The 22,075-nt window shown below is 60.7% G+C and carries 23 protein-coding genes; 13 read left to right on the top strand and 10 right to left on the bottom strand.

Annotation, left to right across the window (positions count from 1 at the left end; genetic code table 11):
• Positions 1 to 107: 107 nt before the first annotated feature.
• Positions 108 to 1,031 carry a dihydrodipicolinate synthase family protein gene (locus tag ACL2XG_RS00285; protein ID WP_413723202.1) on the top strand — a complete coding sequence of 308 codons (924 nt, stop codon included), beginning with the start codon at positions 108 to 110 and terminating at the stop codon, positions 1,029 to 1,031.
• Here ACL2XG_RS00285 and ACL2XG_RS00280 read toward each other — a convergent pair.
• A complete protein-coding gene (locus ACL2XG_RS00280) occupies positions 1,026 to 2,339 on the bottom strand; it encodes a glutamine amidotransferase-related protein (RefSeq protein ID WP_413723203.1) in 1,314 nt (437 codons plus the stop codon). The two genes, ACL2XG_RS00285 and ACL2XG_RS00280, sit on opposite strands and share 6 nt — an antisense overlap.
• Positions 2,340 to 2,468: 129 nt before the next feature.
• Here ACL2XG_RS00280 and ACL2XG_RS00275 point away from each other — a divergent pair, with 129 nt between their 5' ends.
• Positions 2,469 to 3,677: an aminotransferase class I/II-fold pyridoxal phosphate-dependent enzyme gene (locus ACL2XG_RS00275; RefSeq protein WP_413723466.1), complete on the top strand. Its 1,209-nt coding sequence runs from the start codon at positions 2,469 to 2,471 to the stop codon at positions 3,675 to 3,677.
• An 86-nt stretch (positions 3,678 to 3,763) separates the two neighbouring features.
• On the opposite strand, the gene ACL2XG_RS00270 is transcribed toward ACL2XG_RS00275, so the two are convergent.
• Positions 3,764 to 4,696, bottom strand: a complete 933-nt coding sequence (locus ACL2XG_RS00270) for a sugar-binding transcriptional regulator (RefSeq protein WP_410014437.1) — start codon at positions 4,694 to 4,696, stop codon at positions 3,764 to 3,766.
• A gap of 234 nt (positions 4,697 to 4,930) precedes the next feature.
• Here ACL2XG_RS00270 and ACL2XG_RS00265 point away from each other — a divergent pair, with 234 nt between their 5' ends.
• From ACL2XG_RS00265 to frdD, 10 genes are all read left to right on the top strand, one after another.
• Positions 4,931 to 5,875: a tagatose-bisphosphate aldolase gene (locus tag ACL2XG_RS00265; protein ID WP_413723204.1), complete on the top strand. Its 945-nt coding sequence runs from the start codon at positions 4,931 to 4,933 to the stop codon at positions 5,873 to 5,875.
• 100 nt (positions 5,876 to 5,975) lie between these two features.
• Positions 5,976 to 6,506 carry an AAA family ATPase gene (locus ACL2XG_RS00260; RefSeq protein WP_413723467.1) on the top strand — a complete coding sequence of 177 codons (531 nt, stop codon included), beginning with the start codon at positions 5,976 to 5,978 and terminating at the stop codon, positions 6,504 to 6,506.
• A gap of 233 nt (positions 6,507 to 6,739) precedes the next feature.
• A complete protein-coding gene (locus ACL2XG_RS00255) occupies positions 6,740 to 7,183 on the top strand; it encodes a PTS sugar transporter subunit IIA (protein ID WP_410014435.1) in 444 nt (147 codons plus the stop codon).
• 202 nt (positions 7,184 to 7,385) lie between these two features.
• Complete coding sequence (locus tag ACL2XG_RS00250; protein ID WP_410014434.1) at positions 7,386 to 7,685, top strand: PTS sugar transporter subunit IIB; 300 nt, start codon at positions 7,386 to 7,388, stop codon at positions 7,683 to 7,685.
• 50 nt (positions 7,686 to 7,735) lie between these two features.
• Entirely contained in the window at positions 7,736 to 9,001 is a 1,266-nt protein-coding gene (locus ACL2XG_RS00245) for a PTS sugar transporter subunit IIC (protein WP_410014433.1), read from the top strand.
• 17 nt (positions 9,002 to 9,018) lie between these two features.
• Positions 9,019 to 9,324 carry a hypothetical protein gene (locus ACL2XG_RS00240; RefSeq protein WP_410014432.1) on the top strand — a complete coding sequence of 102 codons (306 nt, stop codon included), beginning with the start codon at positions 9,019 to 9,021 and terminating at the stop codon, positions 9,322 to 9,324.
• A gap of 380 nt (positions 9,325 to 9,704) precedes the next feature.
• A complete protein-coding gene (gene frdA / locus ACL2XG_RS00235) occupies positions 9,705 to 11,510 on the top strand; it encodes a fumarate reductase (quinol) flavoprotein subunit (protein ID WP_410014431.1) in 1,806 nt (601 codons plus the stop codon).
• On the top strand, positions 11,503 to 12,237 hold the full coding sequence (locus tag ACL2XG_RS00230) for a succinate dehydrogenase/fumarate reductase iron-sulfur subunit (RefSeq protein WP_410014430.1): 735 nt from the start codon (positions 11,503 to 11,505) through the stop codon (positions 12,235 to 12,237). The genes frdA and ACL2XG_RS00230 overlap by 8 nt, the downstream gene beginning before the upstream one ends.
• A 16-nt stretch (positions 12,238 to 12,253) precedes the next feature.
• Positions 12,254 to 12,649, top strand: coding sequence for a fumarate reductase subunit FrdC (frdC, locus tag ACL2XG_RS00225; RefSeq protein ID WP_413723468.1), 396 nt, complete (start codon positions 12,254 to 12,256; stop codon positions 12,647 to 12,649).
• Between the two features lie 13 nt (positions 12,650 to 12,662).
• On the top strand, positions 12,663 to 13,013 hold the full coding sequence (gene frdD / locus ACL2XG_RS00220) for a fumarate reductase subunit FrdD (protein WP_410014429.1): 351 nt from the start codon (positions 12,663 to 12,665) through the stop codon (positions 13,011 to 13,013).
• A gap of 99 nt (positions 13,014 to 13,112) precedes the next feature.
• On the opposite strand, the gene hybG is transcribed toward frdD, so the two are convergent.
• From hybG to hybO, 8 genes are read right to left on the bottom strand one after another with little or no spacing between them, the layout of a single operon-like run.
• Entirely contained in the window at positions 13,113 to 13,400 is a 288-nt protein-coding gene (gene hybG / locus ACL2XG_RS00215) for a hydrogenase maturation factor HybG (protein ID WP_410014428.1), read from the bottom strand.
• A 17-nt stretch (positions 13,401 to 13,417) separates the two neighbouring features.
• The gene (hypA, locus tag ACL2XG_RS00210; RefSeq protein ID WP_413723205.1) at positions 13,418 to 13,759 is read right to left on the bottom strand and encodes a hydrogenase maturation nickel metallochaperone HypA; all 342 of its coding nucleotides are present in this window, start codon (positions 13,757 to 13,759) and stop codon (positions 13,418 to 13,420) included.
• Positions 13,752 to 14,282 carry a hydrogenase-2 assembly chaperone gene (gene hybE, locus ACL2XG_RS00205; protein ID WP_410014426.1) on the bottom strand — a complete coding sequence of 177 codons (531 nt, stop codon included), beginning with the start codon at positions 14,280 to 14,282 and terminating at the stop codon, positions 13,752 to 13,754. The genes hypA and hybE overlap by 8 nt, the downstream gene beginning before the upstream one ends.
• Positions 14,269 to 14,841, bottom strand: a complete 573-nt coding sequence (locus ACL2XG_RS00200; protein ID WP_413723206.1) for a HyaD/HybD family hydrogenase maturation endopeptidase — start codon at positions 14,839 to 14,841, stop codon at positions 14,269 to 14,271. Before ACL2XG_RS00200 ends, hybE begins: the two co-directional genes overlap by 14 nt.
• Positions 14,841 to 16,544: a hydrogenase 2 large subunit gene (gene hybC, locus ACL2XG_RS00195; protein WP_410014424.1), complete on the bottom strand. Its 1,704-nt coding sequence runs from the start codon at positions 16,542 to 16,544 to the stop codon at positions 14,841 to 14,843. Before hybC ends, ACL2XG_RS00200 begins: the two co-directional genes overlap by 1 nt.
• Positions 16,522 to 17,721: a Ni/Fe-hydrogenase cytochrome b subunit gene (hybB, locus tag ACL2XG_RS00190; protein ID WP_413723207.1), complete on the bottom strand. Its 1,200-nt coding sequence runs from the start codon at positions 17,719 to 17,721 to the stop codon at positions 16,522 to 16,524. Before hybB ends, hybC begins: the two co-directional genes overlap by 23 nt.
• Positions 17,708 to 18,814 carry a hydrogenase 2 operon protein HybA gene (gene hybA / locus ACL2XG_RS00185; protein WP_413723208.1) on the bottom strand — a complete coding sequence of 369 codons (1,107 nt, stop codon included), beginning with the start codon at positions 18,812 to 18,814 and terminating at the stop codon, positions 17,708 to 17,710. The genes hybB and hybA overlap by 14 nt, the downstream gene beginning before the upstream one ends.
• Before the next feature lie 3 nt (positions 18,815 to 18,817).
• A complete protein-coding gene (hybO, locus tag ACL2XG_RS00180) occupies positions 18,818 to 19,945 on the bottom strand; it encodes a hydrogenase 2 small subunit (protein WP_410014421.1) in 1,128 nt (375 codons plus the stop codon).
• 514 nt (positions 19,946 to 20,459) lie between these two features.
• Between hybO and ACL2XG_RS00175 the strand changes: the two genes are divergently transcribed.
• Positions 20,460 to 22,073, top strand: a complete 1,614-nt coding sequence (locus tag ACL2XG_RS00175) for a sensor histidine kinase (protein WP_410014420.1) — start codon at positions 20,460 to 20,462, stop codon at positions 22,071 to 22,073.
• Positions 22,074 to 22,075: the final 2 nt, after the last annotated feature.

Below are 22,075 nucleotides of genomic sequence, written 5' to 3'. Positions count from 1 at the left end.
GCCGGCAATGCTCCGCCCCGGCGGCGCAATCTCTCCCACGCGCCCGGCCCCATGGCCGGGCTGCGGTATCGGTTCTTCGTTATCAGGTCAGACAGGAAAGCATAGTTATGAAAGACATCAGTGAAAGCCAGGCACGCCTGCGCGGTATTTTTAATATCACCGTTACCCCGTTTACCGCCGACGGCGCATTTGATTTCGCGGGACTGGCGCGCAATATCGAGCGGGTCATCGGGCAGGGCTACGACGGCGTGCTGATCGGCGGCACCTACGGTGAATTCCCGGCGATGAGCGCCGATGAGCGCGCCCGGTTATTTCGCCACGTCATGGACGTGGTGGGCGACCGGGTGCCGGTGATGCTGTGCAGCGCCGGTTCCGACGCGCGCACGGTGCGCGATTTAACGGCGCTTGCCGGCGAACTGGGCGGCCTGCCGATGGTGACGCCGCCGTTTGTCTCCGAAGTGACCGACGCGCAGATCGTGAGTTTTTTTAAACAAATGGCCCCGCTTTCACGCACCGGCATCCTGGTGTATAACGCGCCGGGCATTGGCATCACGCTGCCGCCGGCGGTACTGGAACAGCTGGCGGATATCGGGGGCGTGGTGGGCATTAAGCAAGGCGATCTGAATCCGACCGCCATCGACCAGATCGCCAACCGCCTGTCCGGCCGCCTGCGGCTGTTCTGCGCCTCCGATCTGGCGTTCCTCGGGCCGATGATGTGCGGCTTTGACGGCATCAGCAGCACCAACAGCTGCGCGCTGCCGGAAATCATTCTGGCCGCCTATCGCGCGCTTGAGCGCGGCGACGCCGCCACCGCCCGCGATCTGCATAGCCTGTGGTATCCCTACCGCGCCCTGGCCCGCCGCCACGGCCAGCCGCAACTGGTCAAGGCCGCCATGAACCTGCGCGGCTTCGACGGCGGCCATGTGCGCGCGCCGCTTCTCGATCTGGAAGCGGACGTCATCGCCCAGGTGGCGGCTGAACTGGCGCGCCTGGCCGCCGACCCGCGCGCCGGCGTGTCGCCGGCGTTATAGCCCCGCCTCCCGCCGCCGCGCCGCCGCGGTTAAAAACGCCATCAGCAGCGGATGCGGCCGGCGGCGGGAAGACGAGAGCTCGGGGTGGCCCTGTACCCCCAGATAAAATACATGGCGGGTAAATTCTATACCGTCGGTAATGGCGCCGCTGGCATCGGTGGCGCTGAGGCGCAGGCCGGCGATGTCCAGATCCCGCTTCAGCGCCGGGTTAAGGTGGAAACGGTGGTTATAGCGCAGGGTTGACCGGTCGCCGAGCAACTGGTGCATACGGCTGCCGGGCTCGCTCACCATCATATGGTCGCCCAGGCGGTGCCGGGGAAGACCGGCCGTTTCCGCCAGCGGAACAAAGGATTTTACCGGCGCCAGGGGATCGGCCTCGGCCAGATTCACCCCGGTGGAGCCCAGCATGCGCTGGGCCACCGCCGTCGCCATGGTTTGCATACCCAGGCATAAGCCCAGGGTGGGAACAGCGTTATCCAGGGTATAACGCGCCGCGGTTATCTGCCCGGCCACGTTGGCCATGGCGGCGCCGCCGGGCAACAGGACGCCGTGCGCGCGTTTGATGATATCGCCGCAAGGCTCCTGCGGCGAGGCAAACAGGATATTAAGCCGCAGCGCCAGGGCGTCGGCGGCATCACCGAGCGCGGCGACGGCGGCGGGATAGGCCTCCAGCTGATCCCGCCGCGCGCCGAGCAAAACGATGGCCAGCGGCGAAGCGGCGGCCCCGGCCAGGCTGTGGGGCGCGGCGGCGGGAGCATCCCGCCCGTTGCCCAGGCCGGGGTCGACGGCGGGTAACGCCCCGGTCGGGGCCACGCGAGGCACGATCGCGATAGCGTCGTCAGGGGAAGTTTCCCGCCAGCGGCCAAAGCCGTCGCGGCGCCATTGCCCCCAGGCGCTTTCGATGGCGCCGTTGCGGCGAAAAACCAGGCCCCGCGGCGACATGTCCACCCGGATCAGCTGATAGTCCACGGCAAGACGGCTTAGCGCCCGCAGCCGGCCGGGCAACCCGGCCAGCTGCGCCGGACCGAGCGGGATCACCCAGTCCCGGCCGGCCGGCAAGGCCGCCAGTTCAGACCAGCGCTTCGGCGTATCTATGGCGTCGCCGCTCAGGCGTTCGTGCCATATCAGTCCGCTGGTGACCAACGCGCCGGCGGCTATCGCGTGCTGGCAGGCGTCGGGATACAGGGCGGTATCCCATGCAATGGCCAGGTGCGCCAGCGGCAGGCGCAGCCGACGCGCCAGGATGGCGGCCATGGCCCCATAGAGCGCCGGTTCCGGCGTGTCGTGCGCAACAAAGAGCAATGTCATGGCGATAAGTCCTTAATGGTCGGAACACGGCAAAAAAAGTCTGGGCAATTCGCCTGGAGACGTGATAGCTTAAATTGATTTTATTGTATCACATAATACAATTTTATTATTTCATAGATAGGGGAAATGATGTCAGTTGAATTACTTGCGCCTCGCTTACGCCGGGTGAGACCTTCGCCGACCGCGGCGATTTCCGATCAGGTCCGCGCGTTAACCGCCGCCGGCGTGGATGTGATTAACCTCGGTGAAGGCGAGCTCGACTTCGATACACCGGCGCATATCAAACAGGCCGGCATAGATGCGATTGTACAAGGTGAAACAAAATACACAGCCGTTCCCGGCACGGCGGCCCTGAAAAAAGCCATCATCGCCAAATTCAGCCGCGAAAACGGCGTCGACTACGCGCCCCATGAGGTGATCGCGGGCAGCGGCGCCAAGCAGCTGATCTTCAATGCCCTGCTGGCGACGGTCTCGGCCGGCGACGAAGTGATCATCCCCGCCCCATATTGGGTATCCTATCCGGATATGGTGGCGCTGGCCGAAGGCGAAGCCCGCATCGTACCCTGCACCGAGGCCCACGGCTGGAAACTGCGCCCGGCCGATCTGGCCGCTGCCATTACGGCCAGGACCCGCTGGCTGATACTGAACTCCCCCAACAACCCCACCGGCGCGGTTTACTCGCGCGCCGAGCTGAAGGCGCTGGCCGCGGTGCTGCTCGACAATCCGCAGGTGCTGATCATGGCCGATGATATCTACGAGCATATCTGCCATGCGGCGGGCGAATTCGTTACCCTGGCGCAGGTAGAGCCCCGGCTGAAAGATCGGGTGCTGACGGTAAACGGTGTGTCGAAAGGCTATTCGATGACCGGCTGGCGGCTGGGCTATGCCGGCGGTCCGGACTGGCTGGTGGCGGCCATGCAGATATTGCAATCGCAAAGCACCTCCAATCCCAGCTCCATTTCACAGGCCGCGACGGTGGCGGCGCTGGAGCAGGGCCTGGGATTTATGGACGCATGGATGGCGACCCTGGCCAAGCGCCGCGCCGTCATCATGGCCTGCGTCAACGCCATCGACGGCCTGGAGGCGGCGGTACCGCCGGGGGCATTCTATGTGTTCGCCAACTGCGCCGGCATGATCGGCAAAAAAACACCGGCGGGCGCCACCCTCGCCAGCGACAGCGATTTTGCCGCCTATCTCCTGGACGCCGGCCATGTCGCTACCCTGCAAGGCTCGGCCTTCGGCGCGTCGCCTTACCTGCGCATCGCCTACGCCATCGACGATAGCCGCCTGAGCGAGGCCTGCGAACGCATTACCCGCGCGTGTCGCGCCTTACGCTGAAGACACGGCGCGTCGTCCTCCTTGCCAGCGCCCCGTTGCGCCGGGCGCTGGCTTTTATCCCCCGTCCCCGTCCCGGCAAAGGCCGGTTAACCCGCCGGCAGCCGGTCCAGTATCGCCTGGGCGGTGTTCACATCGGTCACCAGGGAATTGATCATGCCCGATCGCACCGCGCCGATAATGCCGGCGGCCTTTTCCGGCGTGGCGGCCACTCCGATGGTCAGCGGCGTGCGCCTGAGCTGTTCCGGCGAGGCGGCGATCATGCGCGCCTCCCCTTCCCAGTGCAGCACCTCGCCGGTCTCGGTCACGTAATGACGCAGCACGTCGCCGGCGGCCCGGCTCAGCGTCTTTTCATCGGCGATGGCGGTGGTGGATTCGCCGGGTTTGGGCGCATGGGTCAGCCCGATGCCGACAATCGCCACATCCAGCCGATCCCATAACGAAATAATATCCTGCACGCTGCGATCGGCGAGAAACGCGTCGCGCAGCTCGGCGGACGATATATAGGGCGCATGCAGGAAATAGGGCTTGCCTTCCATTTGCTCGGCGGCGCGCCGGACGAACTCCGTAATCTGGAAATGGGGAGCGGCCTGCTGCATACCGCCGTTCAGCGCCACGGTCAGGATGCCCGGCAACCGCGGCATGCCCGTCAGGGTCACCTCCCGCACCGCCCTGCCCCAGCCGATGCCCAGCACCGATCCGGCGCCCAGCCCCGCCTGTTCCAGCAGCGACGCCAGCGGCGCGGCCAGCGAGCCCAGGACATTGGCCGGCGGCGCGTCGACGACAAAGGCCTTTTTTAATCCCAGGCGCTTAATCAGGTCCGCCGTCATATTCTCGGGCGAAGAGAGCGCCACCACCTCGATGCGCACGATGCCGGCGGCACGCGCCTTGTTCAGCAGCCGCGAAATGGTGGCGGTGGAGACATCGAACTTGCGCGCAATTTCCACCTGGGGCATGTCGGACTCGTAATGCAGCTTCGCCACCATATGCATCATGGCGCGAGTAGCTGCAAGATCTTGCAAAATTGGCTCTTTCAGCTTGAAATTCCTTTCTGTAATGTATTACACTCACCTCTGTCGATGGGGAATTATTGCGCAATATGCGAGAAATTGCAATCGTTCCCCAGGGAGAAACCCCTTATAAACCGCAGCATTGGGACCATTTTCTCCCATTTAATCAAGGACGATGATGACAAAGGGTAACAACGTATCACCGCGTTTTTTGTCTGTAATAAATTTCAGGTAAAGGAGAAATTCATGTCAAAAATGTCCACCTCAGAATTACGCAGCTATCAACAAATCTGTGGCAGCAACGGCGCCATGTTGGTTATCGCCTGCGATCAGCGAGGTGCCATGCGCAGCCTGCTATCCAACGATCCCGCCCGGCAGGCGCAGATTTCCGAACACGAACTGGGACTGATCAAGGCCGATATCACCCGTTACCTGGCAAGCAAGGCGTCATGCGTGCTGGTCGATCCGGTCTGCGCCGTGCCGCAGCTGGTGGACGACGGCATCATTGCGCGCGACACGGCGCTGCTGATAGGCCTCGACGCCTCCGGGTTCGACACCACGCCCGAAGGCTACCGGCTGTCGCGGCTGGTTGACCATATCAACGCCCGGCGGGTGCGCGAGCTCGGCGCCACCGGCGGCAAAATCATGGTGTATCTGCGCTCGGATCGCGCCGGGGCGAACCAGCACAATATCGCTATACTGCGCCGATGCATCGAGGATTTCACCCGCGAGGATTTATTGTTGGTGGTTGAGTTCCTGACGTATAAACTCGATGATGAAACGGACGAGGAATATAAGCAGAAAATCCCGGAGCTTATCTATGGCGGCACGAAAATCTGCCTGGAATGCGGGGCCAAGGTGCTGAAATTACCCTATCCCGGTTCGCCGCAGGCCTGTGCGGACATCACCCGGCTTGCCGGCGACGTGCCCTGGGCCGTGCTCTCGGCGGGCGTCGATCACGCCACCTTCCTGACCCAGGTGGCGGACGCCATGAGCGAGGGCGCCTCCGGCGTCATTGCGGGCCGTTCGTTATGGAAAGATTGTATTTCCCTGGACCGTGAGGCCACCCGGCAAAAACTGGAAACGCTGGCTATTCCCCGGCTGAACGAAATTCAGGCCGTGATTAAACAATATTTTCACGCGACCCGGCCGACGAGAGACGCGTTAACGGAGCAGGTAAAACATGTCTGACAAGGGCGCGGCGACCGACAGCATCCGGTTTTCTCCTGCTAATGGCGCCCAGGCGTCGCATCAGGACCGGCCGGAAAGTGACAACGGCAAGCGGATTATCATGATCAACGGTATCCCCGCCTCCGGTAAAAGCACCCTCGCCGCAGGCCTCTCCCGGCAGTCCGGCTGGCTTTCGTTATCCCTGGACGGGATCAAAAACCCGTTTCTGCAGCATCTGGGCGGTGTCGACCGCACGATGAACCGTACCCTTGGCAAAGCCAGTTACCAGGTCATCTGGTCCATCGTGGCGCAGGCCCCGGCGGGAAGCACCTTTATCATAGACGCCTGGTTTGGCTTCCAGCCCCGGGAGCTATTAGCGCATTATCTGGCGCACGCCGGCGTGACGCGCCTGGTCGAAGTGTGGTGCCGGATTTCCGCGCAACTGGCGGCCGCCCGCTATGCCGCGCGCCTGGCGGACAGATTGCCCGGCCATCCCGGCGCGGAATATCTACCCGAACTGCGGGCGCTGGCGGAACGCGCCGGACCGATGGCATTAGGGCCGGTCTTTAGCGTCGACCAGGACCAACCGCAGGATACCCGCGTTATTTACGACTGGATAATGCAAACATTGCCGCGCGCCGCGGTGATATAACCACAAACTGTAAGGAGATAACTCACACCTGACCGAATATAATAGAACATTGCTGCTTAAAAAGGCCTTCTTCATATATAAAGAAAGCCCGTAATAGTATTTGGCATTATTTTTCAAAACAACTCTTTATTATTATTTACAATATTGTAGAAATAGATAAAGATGGATCACAGTTTTTATAAGGAAACAGAAACATACTAGTATATATCTATACCTAGCTAAAAAGGGTCTTTATGTTAACGGACTGGATTAACGAAAGTAACGTTCGCTTAATTAATCAGGCGAAAGACTGGCAAAGCGCAGTGGCGTTATCGGTGCAGCCGCTTATCGATCAGCATGCGGTTGAGAGCCGTTATCTCCAGGCTATTTACGCCATGCATGAACAAATAGGCCCTTACTATGTCTTGGGCGAAGGCATTGCCATGCCCCATGCCCGGCCGGAGGAAGGGGTAATTAAAACCGCCTTGTCCTTGGTTATCGTTTCGCAAGGCGTGACCTTCGGCAGCGAAGATAACGATCCGGTGTACGTTATTTTTGCCCTGGCGGCCGTCGACAGCCATTCACATATTGAAATGATTGCGAGCCTGTCAAAATTATTTTGCGATGAGGAGGCGGTAAATACCTTAAAACATGCGCGGGATGAACAAGAGATTTTGGCCATACTGCGCCATTTTTAACGTATCACCCTAAGGGGCGATAACCATCAACCCAGGCGGCCATCAACGTCGGTGGGCCAGGCGCATGGCCGGTTAATGGCTATTCAGGATGGGCAGGCCGCAGGCTGTCCGCCGGAAGCGGTATTGAGCTATCGTCATCGGCGTCATGCCGGCCCGATGGCGGCGGTTACCCTACAGATGAATCACTTAAGGAACCTGTATTATGAAAAAATTATCAATTCTGGCGGTATGCGGGGCGGGACTGGGCAGCAGTTTTGCGTGCGAAATGAGTATTGAGGCCGCGTTGAAAGATCTGGGCGTGGATGCCGATTTGTCTCATTGTGATATTTCCAGCGCCACGTCAAGCAGGGCGGATATAATAATGACCGGCGAAAACTTCCGATCACAGTTCCAGCATTATACGATAAATGCCACTATTATTTACCTTAAAAGATTGGTTGATAAAAACGAAATAAAAGAAAAACTAACGCCAGTATTACAGGAAAAAGGCTACCTGGCTTGATATTGATTGATTGATAATCCGATTGTTGCAAACCCTACAGGGGACTTATTATGTCTTTCCTCCATTTTATTGTCAACGATGTGCTCGGCCAGGCGTCGATACTGATATCATTGATCGCCATGATTGGGCTTATCGCGCAAAAAAAGAGCCCCGGCCAGGTTATTACCGGCACGCTTAAAACGCTATTAGGATTTTTAGTCCTGCTGTCCGGCGCCAATATTATCGTCAATGCGTTAAACTTCCTCGGCGATGTTTTCCAGAAAGGATTCCATATGCGCGGGGTGGTCACCGACGTGGGTTCCATTGCCGGCATCGCCCAACAAACCCTGGGACGGGAAACCGCCCTGATCATGGTTCTGGCGTTTGTAATTAATATTCTTATCGCCCGTTTCACCCGTTATAAATATATTTTCCTCACCGGCCAGGCCTCGCTCTGGATGGCCACGGTATGCTCGGTTATCGGTTACATGGGCGGGCTGCGGGGGACGGAATTAATCCTTATCGGCGGCGTTATCGCCGGCGTCATGGCGGTCGGCATGCCGGTGCTGGCGCAGCCCATTGTGCGCAAGATAACGGGGTCGGACGATATTGCGCTGGGCCATTTCTGCACTATTGGTTATATCGTGCAGGCCGGCGTGGCGAAGCTTACCGGTGATGTCGGCAAAAGTACCGAGGATCTGGAGCTGCCCCAGTCGTTTTCCTTTCTCCAGGACACGTATCTCTCCATGATGGTGGTGATGATCCCGGTCTACCTGATTCCGTCCATCGCCGCGGGCCCCTTGGTGATCGCCCCTTATGCCCACGGCGTTAACTACCTGGTCTATGCCTTCCTGCAATCGGTACAGTTCGTGGTCGGGGTTTATGTCCTGCTGGCGGGCGTCAGGCTGCTGCTGGCGGAAATCGTACCGGCGTTTCGCGGCATCGCGCTGCGCATCGTGCCCAACGCCATTCCGGCGCTGGACTGCCCGGTGCTGTTCCCCTATGCCCCCAACGCGGTGATTATCGGTTTTATTTCCACCACCATCGGCTCGGTTATCGGCATGTTCCTGTTCCCAAGCATGGGACTGGCGATGATCCTGCCGGGCATGCTGACCAATTTTTTTGCCGGCGGCACCGCGGGTATTTTCGGCAATGCCGTCGGCGGACGGCGCGGCGCCATCATCGGCGGCGTGTTCCATGGGTTGTTTATTACCCTGCTGCCCGCGTTGCTATTGCCCCTGCTCGGCCAGTATGGGTTTTCCAACGTCACGTTCAGTGATTCGGATGTCATCAGCGTCGGACTGGTGTTCGGCCATATTCTTAACTTTTTCCATTAACCGTACGCGGAGGATCCATGGTCTCGTCTATTGATACTATCCTGGCGCAGGGGCTGGCGCCGAAAGAATGCGCCAAAGCGCTTAACGAACTGGGCAAGACGCTGTTTGAGCGGCAGGACACGGACGCCGCCATCGCCTGCTGGGAAAAGAGCGTCGCGTGCTACGGCAAGCCCGGCCCCGCCCAGGCGCAGCTGATGAAAGCCTACAACCTGAAACGGCGCCAGTGCTCGGAGCGCGGCGACAGCGCGGGCATCGAGGCGTTTTCCCAGAAAATCGATGCGCTGATGCAGCAAAGCAAGGACGCCATCCGTTATGGTTTTTAACCGCCGGCGGCCCTGACGTCAAAATAACCCTGCCGGGACGGCGGCGCGCCCCGGCGGGCAGTTGCCGTTCCCTGTCCGCGCGCGACATCAATAGCTGAATGCCAATTATTCCGCTTTGCCGTCAATTTAACAAAATGATTTCACTTCTCTTTTTTTTTGTTGATCTACATCATACCTGTATTCATCCACACTCGCATTATTGCCCATACGGAATATATTATTATTATCTGAATGTACGGCATCATTAGAAGAATCAAATTAATTAGTGTGCTTAATTTAGTTAATTAAAAATTTTCAGTTATTTTAATTATTAAAGTCAATTAAATATCCCGCTGCGTTTTGTTGATTTTAATGCAATGTCCGATGAGCAGGAGAATAAAGTGCAAACCTTTAACGCCGATATCGTCATCGTCGGGGCGGGGGGCGCGGGTTTACGCGCCGCCATTGCCGCCGCGCAGGCCCATCCCAACCTGACTATCGCCCTGGTATCGAAAGTATACCCCATGCGCAGCCATACCGTGGCCGCCGAGGGCGGGTCCGCCGCCGTCACCCAGGATCATGACTCTTTTGACTCCCATTTCCACGATACCGTCTCCGGCGGCGACTGGCTGTGCGAGCAGGACGTGGTCGATCATTTTGTCCGCCACTGCCCGGAGGAGATGACCCAGCTTGAACTGTGGGGCTGCCCCTGGAGCCGCAAGCCCGACGGCCGGGTGAACGTCAGGCGTTTCGGCGGGATGAAAATCGAACGTACCTGGTTCGCCGCCGATAAAACCGGTTTCCATATTCTGCATACGCTGTTCCAGACCTCGCTGAAATATCCGCAGATCAAGCGCTTCGACGAGCACTTCGTGCTGGATATCCTGGTGGACGACGGCCAGGCGCGCGGACTGGTGGCCATCAATATGATGGAAGGCACGCGCATCTGCATCCGCGCCAACGCCGTGGTCATGGCCACCGGCGGCGCCGGCCGCGTTTATCGCTATAACACCAACGGCGGCATCGTCACCGGCGACGGTATGGGCATCGCCCTGCGTCACGGCGTGCCGCTGCGCGATATGGAGTTTGTTCAGTACCACCCCACCGGCCTGCCCGGCTCCGGCATCCTGATAACCGAAGGCTGCCGCGGCGAAGGCGGCATCATGGTCAATAAAGACGGCTATCGCTATTTGCAGGACTACGGCATGGGGCCCGAAACGCCGCTGGGCCATCCGGAAAACAAATATATGGAACTGGGTCCGCGCGATAAGCTGTCCCAGGCGTTCTGGCACGAATGGCGCGCCGGGCGCACCATCGCCACGCCGCGCGGCGACGTGGTCTATCTCGACCTGCGCCATTTGGGCGAGAAAAAGCTGTTGGAACGGCTGCCGTTTATCTGTGAACTGTCGAAAGCCTATGTCGGCGTCGATCCGGTGAAGGATCCCATACCGGTACGCCCCACCGCCCATTACACCATGGGCGGCATTGAAACCGATCAGCAATGCGAAACGCGCATCCGCGGTCTGTTTGCCGTCGGCGAATGCTCCTCGGTGGGCCTGCACGGCGCCAACCGTCTCGGCTCCAATTCCCTGGCCGAGCTGGTGGTGTTCGGCCGCCTGGCGGGCGAACAGGCCGCGGCCAGCGCGGCGGCCGCGCCGGCGGCCAATAACGCCGTCCTCGACGCCCAGGCGCGGGACGTGGAAACCACCCTGCAACGCCTGATGGACCAGCGGGGCAATGAAAAATGGTCGGCCATCCGCGACGAGATGGGCCTGTCGATGGAAGAAGGCTGCGGCATCTACCGTACGCCGGAGCTGATGCAAAAAACCATGGATAAGCTGGCCGAGCTGAAAGAGCGGTTTAAACGGGTTACCATTACCGATACCTCCAGCGTGTTTAATACCGATCTGCTCTACACCATTGAGTTGGGCAACGGACTGGAGGTGGCCGACTGCATGGCGCATTCGGCGTTCCACCGCCGGGAATCGCGCGGCGCCCACCAGCGGCTCGATGAGGGCTGTACCGAGCGCGACGACGTGAATTTCCTCAAGCATACCCTGGCGTTTTATAATCCCGACGGCGCGCCGCGTCTGGAATACAGCGACGTGAAGATCACCACCCTGCCGCCGGCCAAACGGATGTACGGCGGCGAGGGCGCCGCGGCCGCGGTACAGGATAAAAAGGATAAGGAGCAGGCCAATGGCTGAGATGAACACGCTGAAGCTTGAGGTAATGCGTTATAACCCCGAGCAGGATCAGGCCCCCCATCCCGTGGTGTACGACGTGCCTTATGACGCGCAAACCTCGCTGCTGGACGCGCTGGGTTATATCAAGGATAACCTGGAGCCGGACCTGTCCTTCCGCTGGTCGTGCCGGATGGCCATTTGCGGGTCCTGCGGCATGATGGTGGACGATGTGCCGAAGCTGGCCTGTAAAACCTTTTTGCGCGAATATCCCCACGGCATGAAGGTCAAGGCCCTGGGCCACTTCCCCATCGAGCGCGATCTGGTGGTGGACATGACCCATTTTATCGAGAGCCTGGAGGCGATTAAGCCCTATATCATCGGCAATAACCGCCAGCCGTCGGAAGGCACCAACCTGCAGACCCCGGCGCAGATGGCCAAATACCATCAGTTCAGCGGCTGCATCAACTGCGGCTTATGTTATGCCGCCTGTCCGCAGTTCGGGCTGAATCCGGAGTTTATCGGCCCGGCGGCCATTACGCTTGCGCACCGGTACAATCTGGATAACCGCGACCACGGCAAAAAGGAGCGGATGGCGCAGTTGAACGGCGAAAACGGCGTCTGGAGCTGCACGTTCGTCGGCTACTGCTCGGAGGTGTGTCCCAAACATGTGGATCCCGCCGCCGCCATTCAGCAGGGCAAAGTGGCGAGCACCCAGGACTTTATGATCGCCATGCTGAAACCTCGCTAAGGGAGTGATTAACATGATAACAACCAAACGCAAGCCCTACGTTCGCAGCATGCCGGCCAACTGGTGGCAGAAGCTGGGGTTCTACCGTTTTTATATGCTGCGCGAAGGCACCGCCGTACCGGCGGTATGGTTCAGCCTGGAACTGATCTACGGACTGTATGCGCTGAAGGCCGGCGAGGCGAACTGGGACGGGTTTGTGCATTTCCTGCAAAACCCGGTGGTGCTGGCGCTTAACCTGCTGACGCTGCTGGCGGCGCTGCTGCATACCAAAACCTGGTTTGAGCTGGCGCCCAAGGCCACCGTGCTGGTCGTCAAGGATGAAAAGGTCGGTCCGGCGCCGTATATCGCCACGCTTTGGGGCGTTACGCTGGTGGTGACGGTGGTGATACTGGCCGTGGCCCTTGTCGTTTAATCAGGAGAACGCTATGAATCAAAATCCGAAACGCGCCGATGAACCGGTTTTCTGGAGCCTGTTCGGCGCCGGCGGCATGTGGAGCGCCATCGTCGCGCCGGTGATAATCCTGCTGGTGGCCTTTTTGCTGCCGCTGGGCTGGTATCCGGGCGAGGCGCTCAGCTATCCGCGGGTGCTCGCGTTCAGCCATACCCTGATAGGCCGCCTGTTCTGGCTGCTGATGATTGTCCTGCCGCTGTGGTGCGGGCTGCATCGCATTTATCACTGCACGCATGACCTGAAAATTCATGTGCCGGCCGGCAAATGGGTGTTTTACGGACTGGCCGCCATCCTGACCGTGGTGACGCTGGTGGGCATTTTTTAACCAGGGCAAGTTAACCTACCCCCTATCCGCACGTTAATCAGCAACGCCCCGCCACCCGTATCCCGGGTGGCGGGGCGTTGCCGTTATCGGGCGTTGTTTTTAGCCCACTACCCGCCGCTTCCCATCCTGTCTCATTTCGTCGAGCTCCAGGCCGACCATTTGCATGGACTGCAATGCCGCCAGCGTCTCGCGCGCCTCCTGCTCATCGAGCAGGCTCATGGCGAATCCCACATGAACCAATACCCACTGGCCGACCAGCGCGGCGGGTTCGCCTTCGCATACCAGGGCGATATTTACCGCGCGCTGCACGCCGCAGACCTCGATACAGGCCGGCTGGTGAATATCGGCCCCCACGGCCACGATCTTACCGGGAATGCCTATGCACATACTCTCTCCAAGGGATGTTACTCCAGCTCCAGCTGCCTGACGCGCAGGCTGTCGCCGCCGTTAACCTGCAACGCGTGACCGCCGCAGCGCGGGCAGCCCGCGCCATGGTGCGTTATCTCGACGGCGGCGCCGCATGACCAGCACCAGGCCGGCGCCGGCCGCACGTCAAGGTGCAGCGCGCTGCCTTCGGCCAGCGTGCCGCGGCACGCCATGCCGAACGAAAAACGCAGGGCGCTTTCCTCGATGCACGACAGCGCGCCCAGTTCCAGCCAGACCCCGGTCACCCGCCGCGCCCCGTGCGAGCGGGCCTGCTGGTCAATCAGCGCCAGCGCCTCGTAGCACAGGGAAAGCTCATGCATCCGGGGCGCCGCCCCGGCCGCGGGTGAGCCAGGCGCGGCGATCGGCGTCCGGCGGGCTGTCGCCGTCACGCACCGGCAACGACAACGCCATTTTCACGCAGTGTTCCGCCAGGGCGACCGCCCCGGCGCCGGTCAGCCCGGCATCCAGCGGCGACATCAGGGAACAGGAGAGATAGGGCCCCCGTCCCGCCAGCTCGCCGCTGATAAAGGTGACATTGCCGCACGGCAACGCCAGCGCCCGCCGCGCGCCGTTTTCCATCGGCGGCCATTCCTGGCCCGGCCCCGGCAATACCCACAGGCTCAGCATCCAGGGGGTCAGCAGGCATCCCAGCCACTGCTGTTCAAACAGGGTGAAACCGCAGGCGCGCACCGGCACCGCCGGACGGAAAAACGGCAAATCGCGCATGCGCTCATCGGCGATGCGCCGGAACAGCGGCTCCAGCCACGACGCGGGCGCGTCGCCGACGGCAGCCGCGGCCTCATTAGCCCTTGTCCGGGCGGGAGGATCTTCATACCGCGGCATGGGTATCTCCCTTATCAAAAGGGTCATTGTCGTCGGGCCGGGAAAAGGGGCCGGCGTCAGGGTCGGGGGGCGCGTCGCTGGCATCCCGCGCCGACACGGTCACGCCGCTTTGCTCCAGCGCGGCAATCACCTGCCCCAGCGCCGGTTCCACCGCCCGCGCCACGCAATCGGTCAGGCCGATGCGCATGGTCAGCGCTTGCGGCTCCACGCCCACCAGGGTCAGGCGGCGCGGAAACGCGTCCAGCAGGCGCAGCGCCATCAGCGCATCGGCCAGTCCCAGCTGATGCGGCGACAGCTTTTGCGTCAGGAACGCGGGCACCTCATCGTCGCGCAGCACCACCACCGCGCCGGGGGCATGGCCGGCGAGCACCGCGTCGGCCACGATCAGATGATCGCGGCCGGACAGGGTTTCCAGCAGCTCCATGCCCGAGGTGCCGCCGTCCAGGATGTCGATGGCGGGCGTGAACCGGTAACGGCGCACCAACGCTTCAACGATGCGCACCCCCACCGCTTCATCGCTCAGCAGCAGGTTGCCGATACCCAGCACCAGAATACGCATCACAACACCTTTACCCGGTTCACTTCCCGGCCGGTCGCGTCCACCAGGTGCACGGCGCATGACATGCAGGGGTCGAAGGAATGGATGGTGCGCACCACTTCCAGCGGCCGGGCGGCGTCGGCCACCGGCGTGCCCACCAGCGACTGCTCGTAAGGCCCCGGCACGTCCTGCCCGTTGCGCGGGCCGGCGTTCCAGGTGGAGGGGACCACCGCCTGGTAATTGGCAATCTTGCCATCCCTGATAACCACCCAGTGCGACAGCATGCCGCGCGGCATTTCGCCGAAGCCTACGCCGCGCAGTTCCTTATCCAGCGGAATGTCCGGCTTGATAAAGGTCTGGTGATCGCCCCGGCCGATATTGTCCACCAGCAGTTGCCACATCACGCTCAGCGAGTCTTTCAGCACGCAGCAGTGCACGGTGCGGCCGATGACCCGCCCCAGGGTGGAATGCAGATCGGCCTCGCGCAACGTGTTGCCGGTAAGATGGCGATAGGCGGCGCCAAGCTGCGAAAAGTGGGTTTGCGCGCCCTCGTGGCCCGCCGCCAGCCCGCACAGCAGCCAGGCCAGCGGACCGACCTCCACCGTCTGGCCGTAGAATATCGGTGATTTTACCCAGGAATATTTACCGTCCTCCTGCCAGCCGGTGTACTGCGGCCGGGTACGGCCCTCCCAGGGGGCCAGCGGCTCGTCGTCCTGGTACCAGGCATGTTTGGCGCTTTCCTGGATGCCGTCCATCAGGAACGGGTCGGTATGGCTGGCGATGGGGCGGAAACGGGCGGCGTCGCCGTCCTCCAGATAACCGCCCGTCAGCCAAAAGGTCTCGCCCTTGCCATCCAGCGGCAGCTCCGGCACGCTCAGGTAATGCCGCGCCCCGCGCCCCAGCGTCAGCCACTGTGGATAGTGGGCGGCGATCACCACGCAGTCGACTTTATACACCTGCTCGATAAAGTCGCCCAGCCGGTCGATAAAGGTTTTGACATACATCAGCCGTTCCAGGTTCAGCACGCTGGGCATATCCGGGTTGATGGCGTTGGCGACGCCGCCGACGGCCAGGTTCTGGATATGCGGCGTTTTGCCGCCCAGCATGGCGACGATGCGGTTGGCGTCGCGCTGGCATTCCAGCGCCTGCAGGTAATGAGCCACCGCAATCAGGTTGACTTCCGGCGGCAGCGCCATGGCCGGATGCCCCCAATAACCGTTGGCGAAAATGCCCAGTTGACCGCTGGCCACCAGATCCTTGATCTTTTGCTGTACCCTGGCGAACTCCGCCGCGCTGTTCAGCGACCAGGTGGACAGGCCTTTGAGCAGCGTTTCGGCTTTCACCGGATCCGCCTTGAGCGCCGAGGTAATATCCACCCAGTCCAGGGCCGACAACTGGTAAAAATGCACGATATGATCGTGGATGCTGTGGGCCGCCAGGATCAGGTTGCGGATATACTGGGCGTTCACCGGCACGCTCATGCCCAGGGCGTGTTCCACCGCGCGAACCGAGGCGATGGCGTGCACCGTGGTGCACACCCCGCAGATACGCTGGACAATCATCCAGGCGTCGCGCGGATCGCGGCCCTGGAGAATTTCTTCCATGCCGCGCCACATGGTGCCCGACGACCAGGCCTTGACCACTTTTCCCTGTTCAATTTCGCAATCAATACGCAGGTGGCCCTCGATACGGGTAACAGGATCAATGGTGATGCGTTGGCTCATGCTCTACCTCAATCGGACGATCGTGATGGCGGTCCGCCGTCCCGGACAGGACCGGCAACAGGCGAATCAACATTATGTAAGCACAGACTTCGATAGCGACGAAGCCCACTGAAATCAGGATTTCACCCACGGCGGGGAAATAGCGGTAACCGCCGCCGGGATTGAAGGCGATCAGGGAATAATCCAGGCGCCACAGCGCCGCGCCCGACAGCATGCACAGCCCGCCGATAAACAGCGCGCGGGCGTCCCGGCGGCAGCGTCGCAGGCAGAGCATCAGCAACGGCGCCAGCATCAGGCCGATTTCCGCCCAGAACAGCGCGGCATAGCGATCGCCCGCCCATAAATAGCCGGTCTTGCCGCGCCAGATCACTTCCGCAAAGCGCAGCAGGATGAAGATCGTCAGGAAAACGGCGATAATGCGCGTCAGGCGCGTGAACAGCGGCGTTTCGTCCGCTCCGCGGCCCGCAAGCCCCGCCCGCACCAGCGAACCTTCAAACACCACCATCGAAAACCCCATGATAAAGGCGGTCAGCAGCGAAAACAGCGGCAGCATTTCGTAGCTTTGCCACAGGGGATGCACCTTGATGCCGGCGGCAATCATCAGCGACCCCATGGAGGATTGATGCATGGTGGGCAGCAGAACGCCCAGCGACAGGATCAGGAACATCCCTTTATCGAGCCATTTGCGCGGAGCGTGCCATCCCCACTTTTCACACAGTACCGGCGCGAACTCGAGCGCCATGATGCCGATGTAGATGGTCATGCATACCGCGGTTTCAAACAATACCGACGAGGTATTGAAATAGCCGGGAAGATAAAAGTACGGCAGGTTCCAGTAGCGGCCGACGTCGATGGTGATGGACAACCCGCCCAGCGAATAGCCGAACAGGCTGGCCAGCAGCGCCGGACGCATCAGCGGGTGGAATTCGCCGCGGTTGAAGACGTAGACCGCCCAGGCCAGCGCCCACCCGCCGCAGGCCAGGCCGGTGCCCACCAGCAGGTCGAAGGCAATCCACAGGCCCCAGGGATAACCGCCGTTCAGGTTGGCCACCGAGCCGATGCCGAACAGCAGTCGCCTGAGGATAAGCCCCGCGCACAGTATCACCAGCGGCGCCAGGTACATAATGGGCCTGGCGAACAGACGTCCGCCCAGCGGGCTGGCCTTATGCATCGTCATGATTATTCTCTCCTGGTGGCGCTACGCGCGTCGTTTTGGCGCCTGACGCCTCCCGCCCGCCCGGGGCATCGTCGCCGGCCGCGCCGGATAGGTCAGGTCCGGCGGCCTTATCGTCGCCGTCGTGTCCGTCGCGGGTATTGCGCCGCACCAGCAGCGCCAGCCCGGCAAATACCGCCAGCGGCAATACCATGCCTTTATACAGCGAATGCTGGATATGCTCCGAGCGCGCGCCGGTGGACAACTCCGCCAGCGCCGGCAGGTCGAGATTTTGGTACGGCACCCCGGCCAGCACCAGCACCTGGGTGCCGCCGCCCTCTTTCTCGCCGTAGATATGCGGTTCATACCGCGGCAGGGCGCGCGCATAGCGATCCCCATCCCCAAGGGTCTGGCGGGGATACAGATATTCAACGCCCGGGGTCAGCGCCAGACGCTGGCGGGCTTCGGCCAGCAGCGCTTCCCTGGTGCCGAAAATCACCGCGCCGGTGGGACAGACCTCGACGCAGCCGGGCAAGCCGCCGTTATCCAGCCGGGCGACGCCGGGCTGGTTGCACAGCTCGCATTTATGGATTTGGCCCAGCGGATTGTCATAATCGTATTTCGGCACGTTAAACGGACAGGCCACCATGCAATAACGGCAGCCGGTGCAAATATCGGCGTTGTAGTGCACCACGCCGGTCGTGGGGTGTTTTTTCAGCGCGGACACCGGACAGACCGATACGCAGTTCGGATCTACGCAGTGCATGCATTGCTTTTTGATATAGGCGTAGCCGTCCTGGGCCTGATCCTTATTTTTGCCGGTGCCGGAGGTCCATACCTGGATAATATTGTTGGTATACGGGCTGAGCTTGTCATTATCCGACCAGGTGGCCGCGCCGCCGGCATAGGTTTTCCCCGCGGCTGGCCTGGGAGAATGATTGACCTGCTGGCATTTTGTCACGCAGGCCTGGCAGCCCACGCAGAGCGTGGAATCGTACAGCATGCCCAGCGCGCCCGGAATGGGCGGTTTATTCTGCGCCTGCGCCAGCGCGGCGGCGGGTACGCCCGCCAGCAAGGCCCCGGCGCAGGTCAGTTTAAAAAAATGACGTCGGTTCACGGCTCACTCCTCCCGGGACGAAGCGTCGGTCCGATCCCGGCGCTGTTTATTCTGCGCCCGGCCCAGTTCACGCACCGTCATCAGGCCGACGCCCGCCACCACCCCCAGCACGCCGCCGATAAGGCCGGTGGCGGTGGCGGAGCGCGGCGCCCCTTCCGGCTGATGGACGGCGGGTTTTTCCGCCCTGGGGGTGGGGTTTTCCACATTCGCCAATTGGAAAATCCCCTTGGTAAAGCCGATGCCCTGCTCATTGCAGCCATAACAGGGATGGCCGATGCCCACCGGCCAGATACCGCCGCCCACATCGCAAAACTCCAGGGTCGGGCAGTTGCCGTAGGTCTCCGGTCCTTTACAGCCCAGATGGTACAGACACCACCCCTGGCGATGCCCCTCGTCGCCGAATTCCCGGGCAAAACGCCCCGCGTCGAAATGCGGCCGCCGTTCACAGTTTTCATGAATCAGACGGCCATAGGCAAAGGTGGGCCGCCCGGCGGCGTCAAGCGCCGGCGCGCGCCCCCAGGTAATGATATGGGCCACCGTCGCCAGGAAATTATGTGGATTGGGCGGGCAGCCCGGGATATTGATAATGGTTTTGCCCGGCAGGGCCTGCTGCAGGCTGACCGCCCCGGTGGGATTGCTGCCCGAGGCCGGCACGCCGCCCCAGGCGGAACAGGACCCGATGGCGATAATGGCGGCGGCGCCCTCGGCGCATTCACGGATATGCTCGACAATAGGTTTGCCGGCCACCATGCAGTACACGCCGCCGTCCTTGAGCGGGATGGAACCGTCCACCACCAGCACATATTTGCCGCGGTACCGCTCCACCGCGCGCTGCTTATTGTCCTCGGCCTGGGCGCCGAAGGCGGCGGAGAGCACCTCATGGTATTCCAGGGAAATATCGTTAAGCAGCAGGTGTTCCAGCGTCGGATGCGTCGCGCGCAGCAGGGACTCGGTGCAGCCGGTGCATTCCTGGGCGCCGATCCAGATAACCGGCGGCCGCGTCGGCTGCGCCAGGGAGCGGGCCATTTCGCCGGCCGCGCGGCTGCTCAGGCCCATGGTGGCGGCCAGGGCGGCGCACAGTTTTAAAAAGGTACGGCGATCAACCCCCGGGGGAGTAATGCGGGTATTCATAGTGGTTTTGGGCCTCTTACATGGCAACGCTGCTCAAGCACGGCTGCGTCATTGAGACCCTGAAATTATTATGAGAGGGTTAAATTGATCTCTATCAATTTAGGGCCAAATGACAATTTATATTTTTATTATTTGTGACCAAGAACATTTTTAACCAATATTATTTCAAAATGTTTACTCTAAAATTTTACTTTATTTGTTTTTTGTTAGGCTGGACCTCTATGCATTATATTTCCACGACGCACGCCATTAAATAACTATTCTGTTATTTTATTAAGTAAAATAATCCTCTACCGGAGATTATTTTCAGCCACGGCATAATCAGGCGCTGGTTTTATGCGCGCCCGCCACTATTTTTGCCGGGAGTGTGAAGCAGACCCGCGTCAGAAGCAAGCAGAGTCTTTACCATCTTATTCATGGCGCGGCGTAATGATAACGGCAGCAAAATACCCCTCCTTCAGCCTTATTTTGTCGTATCATCCCGGGCAAGACGATTGGCGAACACGGAGAACACATGGCCAGAGACACCCGCAAAGCGCCGCTGACATTGAGCACCTCCGTCATTCTCATGGTATCGGGTGTCATCGTTTCCGTGCTGGTGGTGGTCCATATGCTGTTTTTCAGCCAGATAAGCGAACTGGCCGAGAACAACGTGCGGGATAAAGCCTTCGCCATCGCCCGCACCCTGGCGCAGGATCCCGAGGTGGTGCAGGGCCTGGGCGGCCAGGGCAATCCGGGCGCCATTCAGCAGGTGGCCGAAGCCGCGCGGATACGCAACGACCTGTTTTTTGTCGTGGTCACCGATATGAACCGGATACGTTATTCGCATCCGAATGCCGAACTGCTGGGTAAACTCTATGTCGGCGACGATATACTGCCGGCGCTCCAGGCGCGGGAACACCAGGCGATTAACCAGGGCACGCTGGGGCGGGCGCTGCGTATCTATACCCCGGTCTATAACGCCGCGCAGCGGCAAATCGGCGTGGTGGCGATTGGCATTTCACTGGATACGGTACAGACCATCGTCAACGGCAACCGCTGGAACCTGCTGTGGACCGCGCTTATCGGCGCCGCCGTGGGCGGTATCGGCACCTGGCTGCTGGTCAAGGCGCTCAAGCGCATCATGCTGGGATTCGAACCCCATGAAATCGCGCAACTGTTCGAGGAGCGCAACGCCATGCTGCAATCGGTCAAGGAAGGGGTGATTGCCGTCAACGCCGACGGCCAGATTACGCTTATCAACGACGAGGCCAAACGGCTGTTCAAACAGCACGGCCCCTGGGAAAACCTGCTGCTGGACGCGGCAAGCAAGAATTGGCCGGCGCAGCTCTATTTACGCAACGTGCTGCAAACCGGCAAGCCCCAGCGCGACCGGGAAAGCCATATCAACGGCAGCGTGCTGCTGACCAATACCGTGCCGGTGATCGTGGGCGAGGACATCGTCGGCGCTATTGCCACGTTTCGCGATAAAACCGAGGTGGCGCGCCTGCTCGAGCGTCTGGACGGCATGTCGGCCTATGCCGATACCCTGCGGGTGCAATCCCACGAATTTATGAACAAGCTGCATGTGATTCTCGGCATGCTGCATTTAAAAAGCTACCAGGCGCTGGAATCCTATATCCTGAAAACGGCCAATAATTATCAAAATGAAATCGGCACCCTAATTCGTATCGTCAAATCGCCGGTGATCGCCGGTTTCCTGCTCGGTAAGATTAACCGCGCCCGCGACCTTGACATCGGCCTGGTGATTACCGAGGACAGCTGGCTGCCCGATACCGATGATAACGACACCACCGCCTGCCTTATCACCGTATTGGGCAATGTGATTGAAAATGCCATGGATGCCCTGTCCGAGAGCGAAAAAGGCACGATCACCGTCAGTTTCCTCTATCGGGATGATATGCTGCTGCAGTGCACGGTGAGCGACGACGGCCCCGGTATCGACCCGGCCGTGGGGAACACGGTCTACCAGCGCGGTTTTTCCACCAAGGGCACCGGCCGCGGCATCGGCCTTTATCTTGCCCGGGAAGGCGTGGAACGGCTGGGCGGATGGATGGAATTTACGTCTGAACCGGGGGTGAGCACCCGCTTCGACATCACTTTGCCATATCGGATAAAAACGGGGTAACC

Source organism: Sodalis sp. RH24 (assembly GCF_047324145.1).
GTDB lineage: Bacteria > Pseudomonadota > Gammaproteobacteria > Enterobacterales > Enterobacteriaceae > Acerihabitans.
This window is presented reverse-complemented; position numbering and strand designations above follow the sequence as displayed.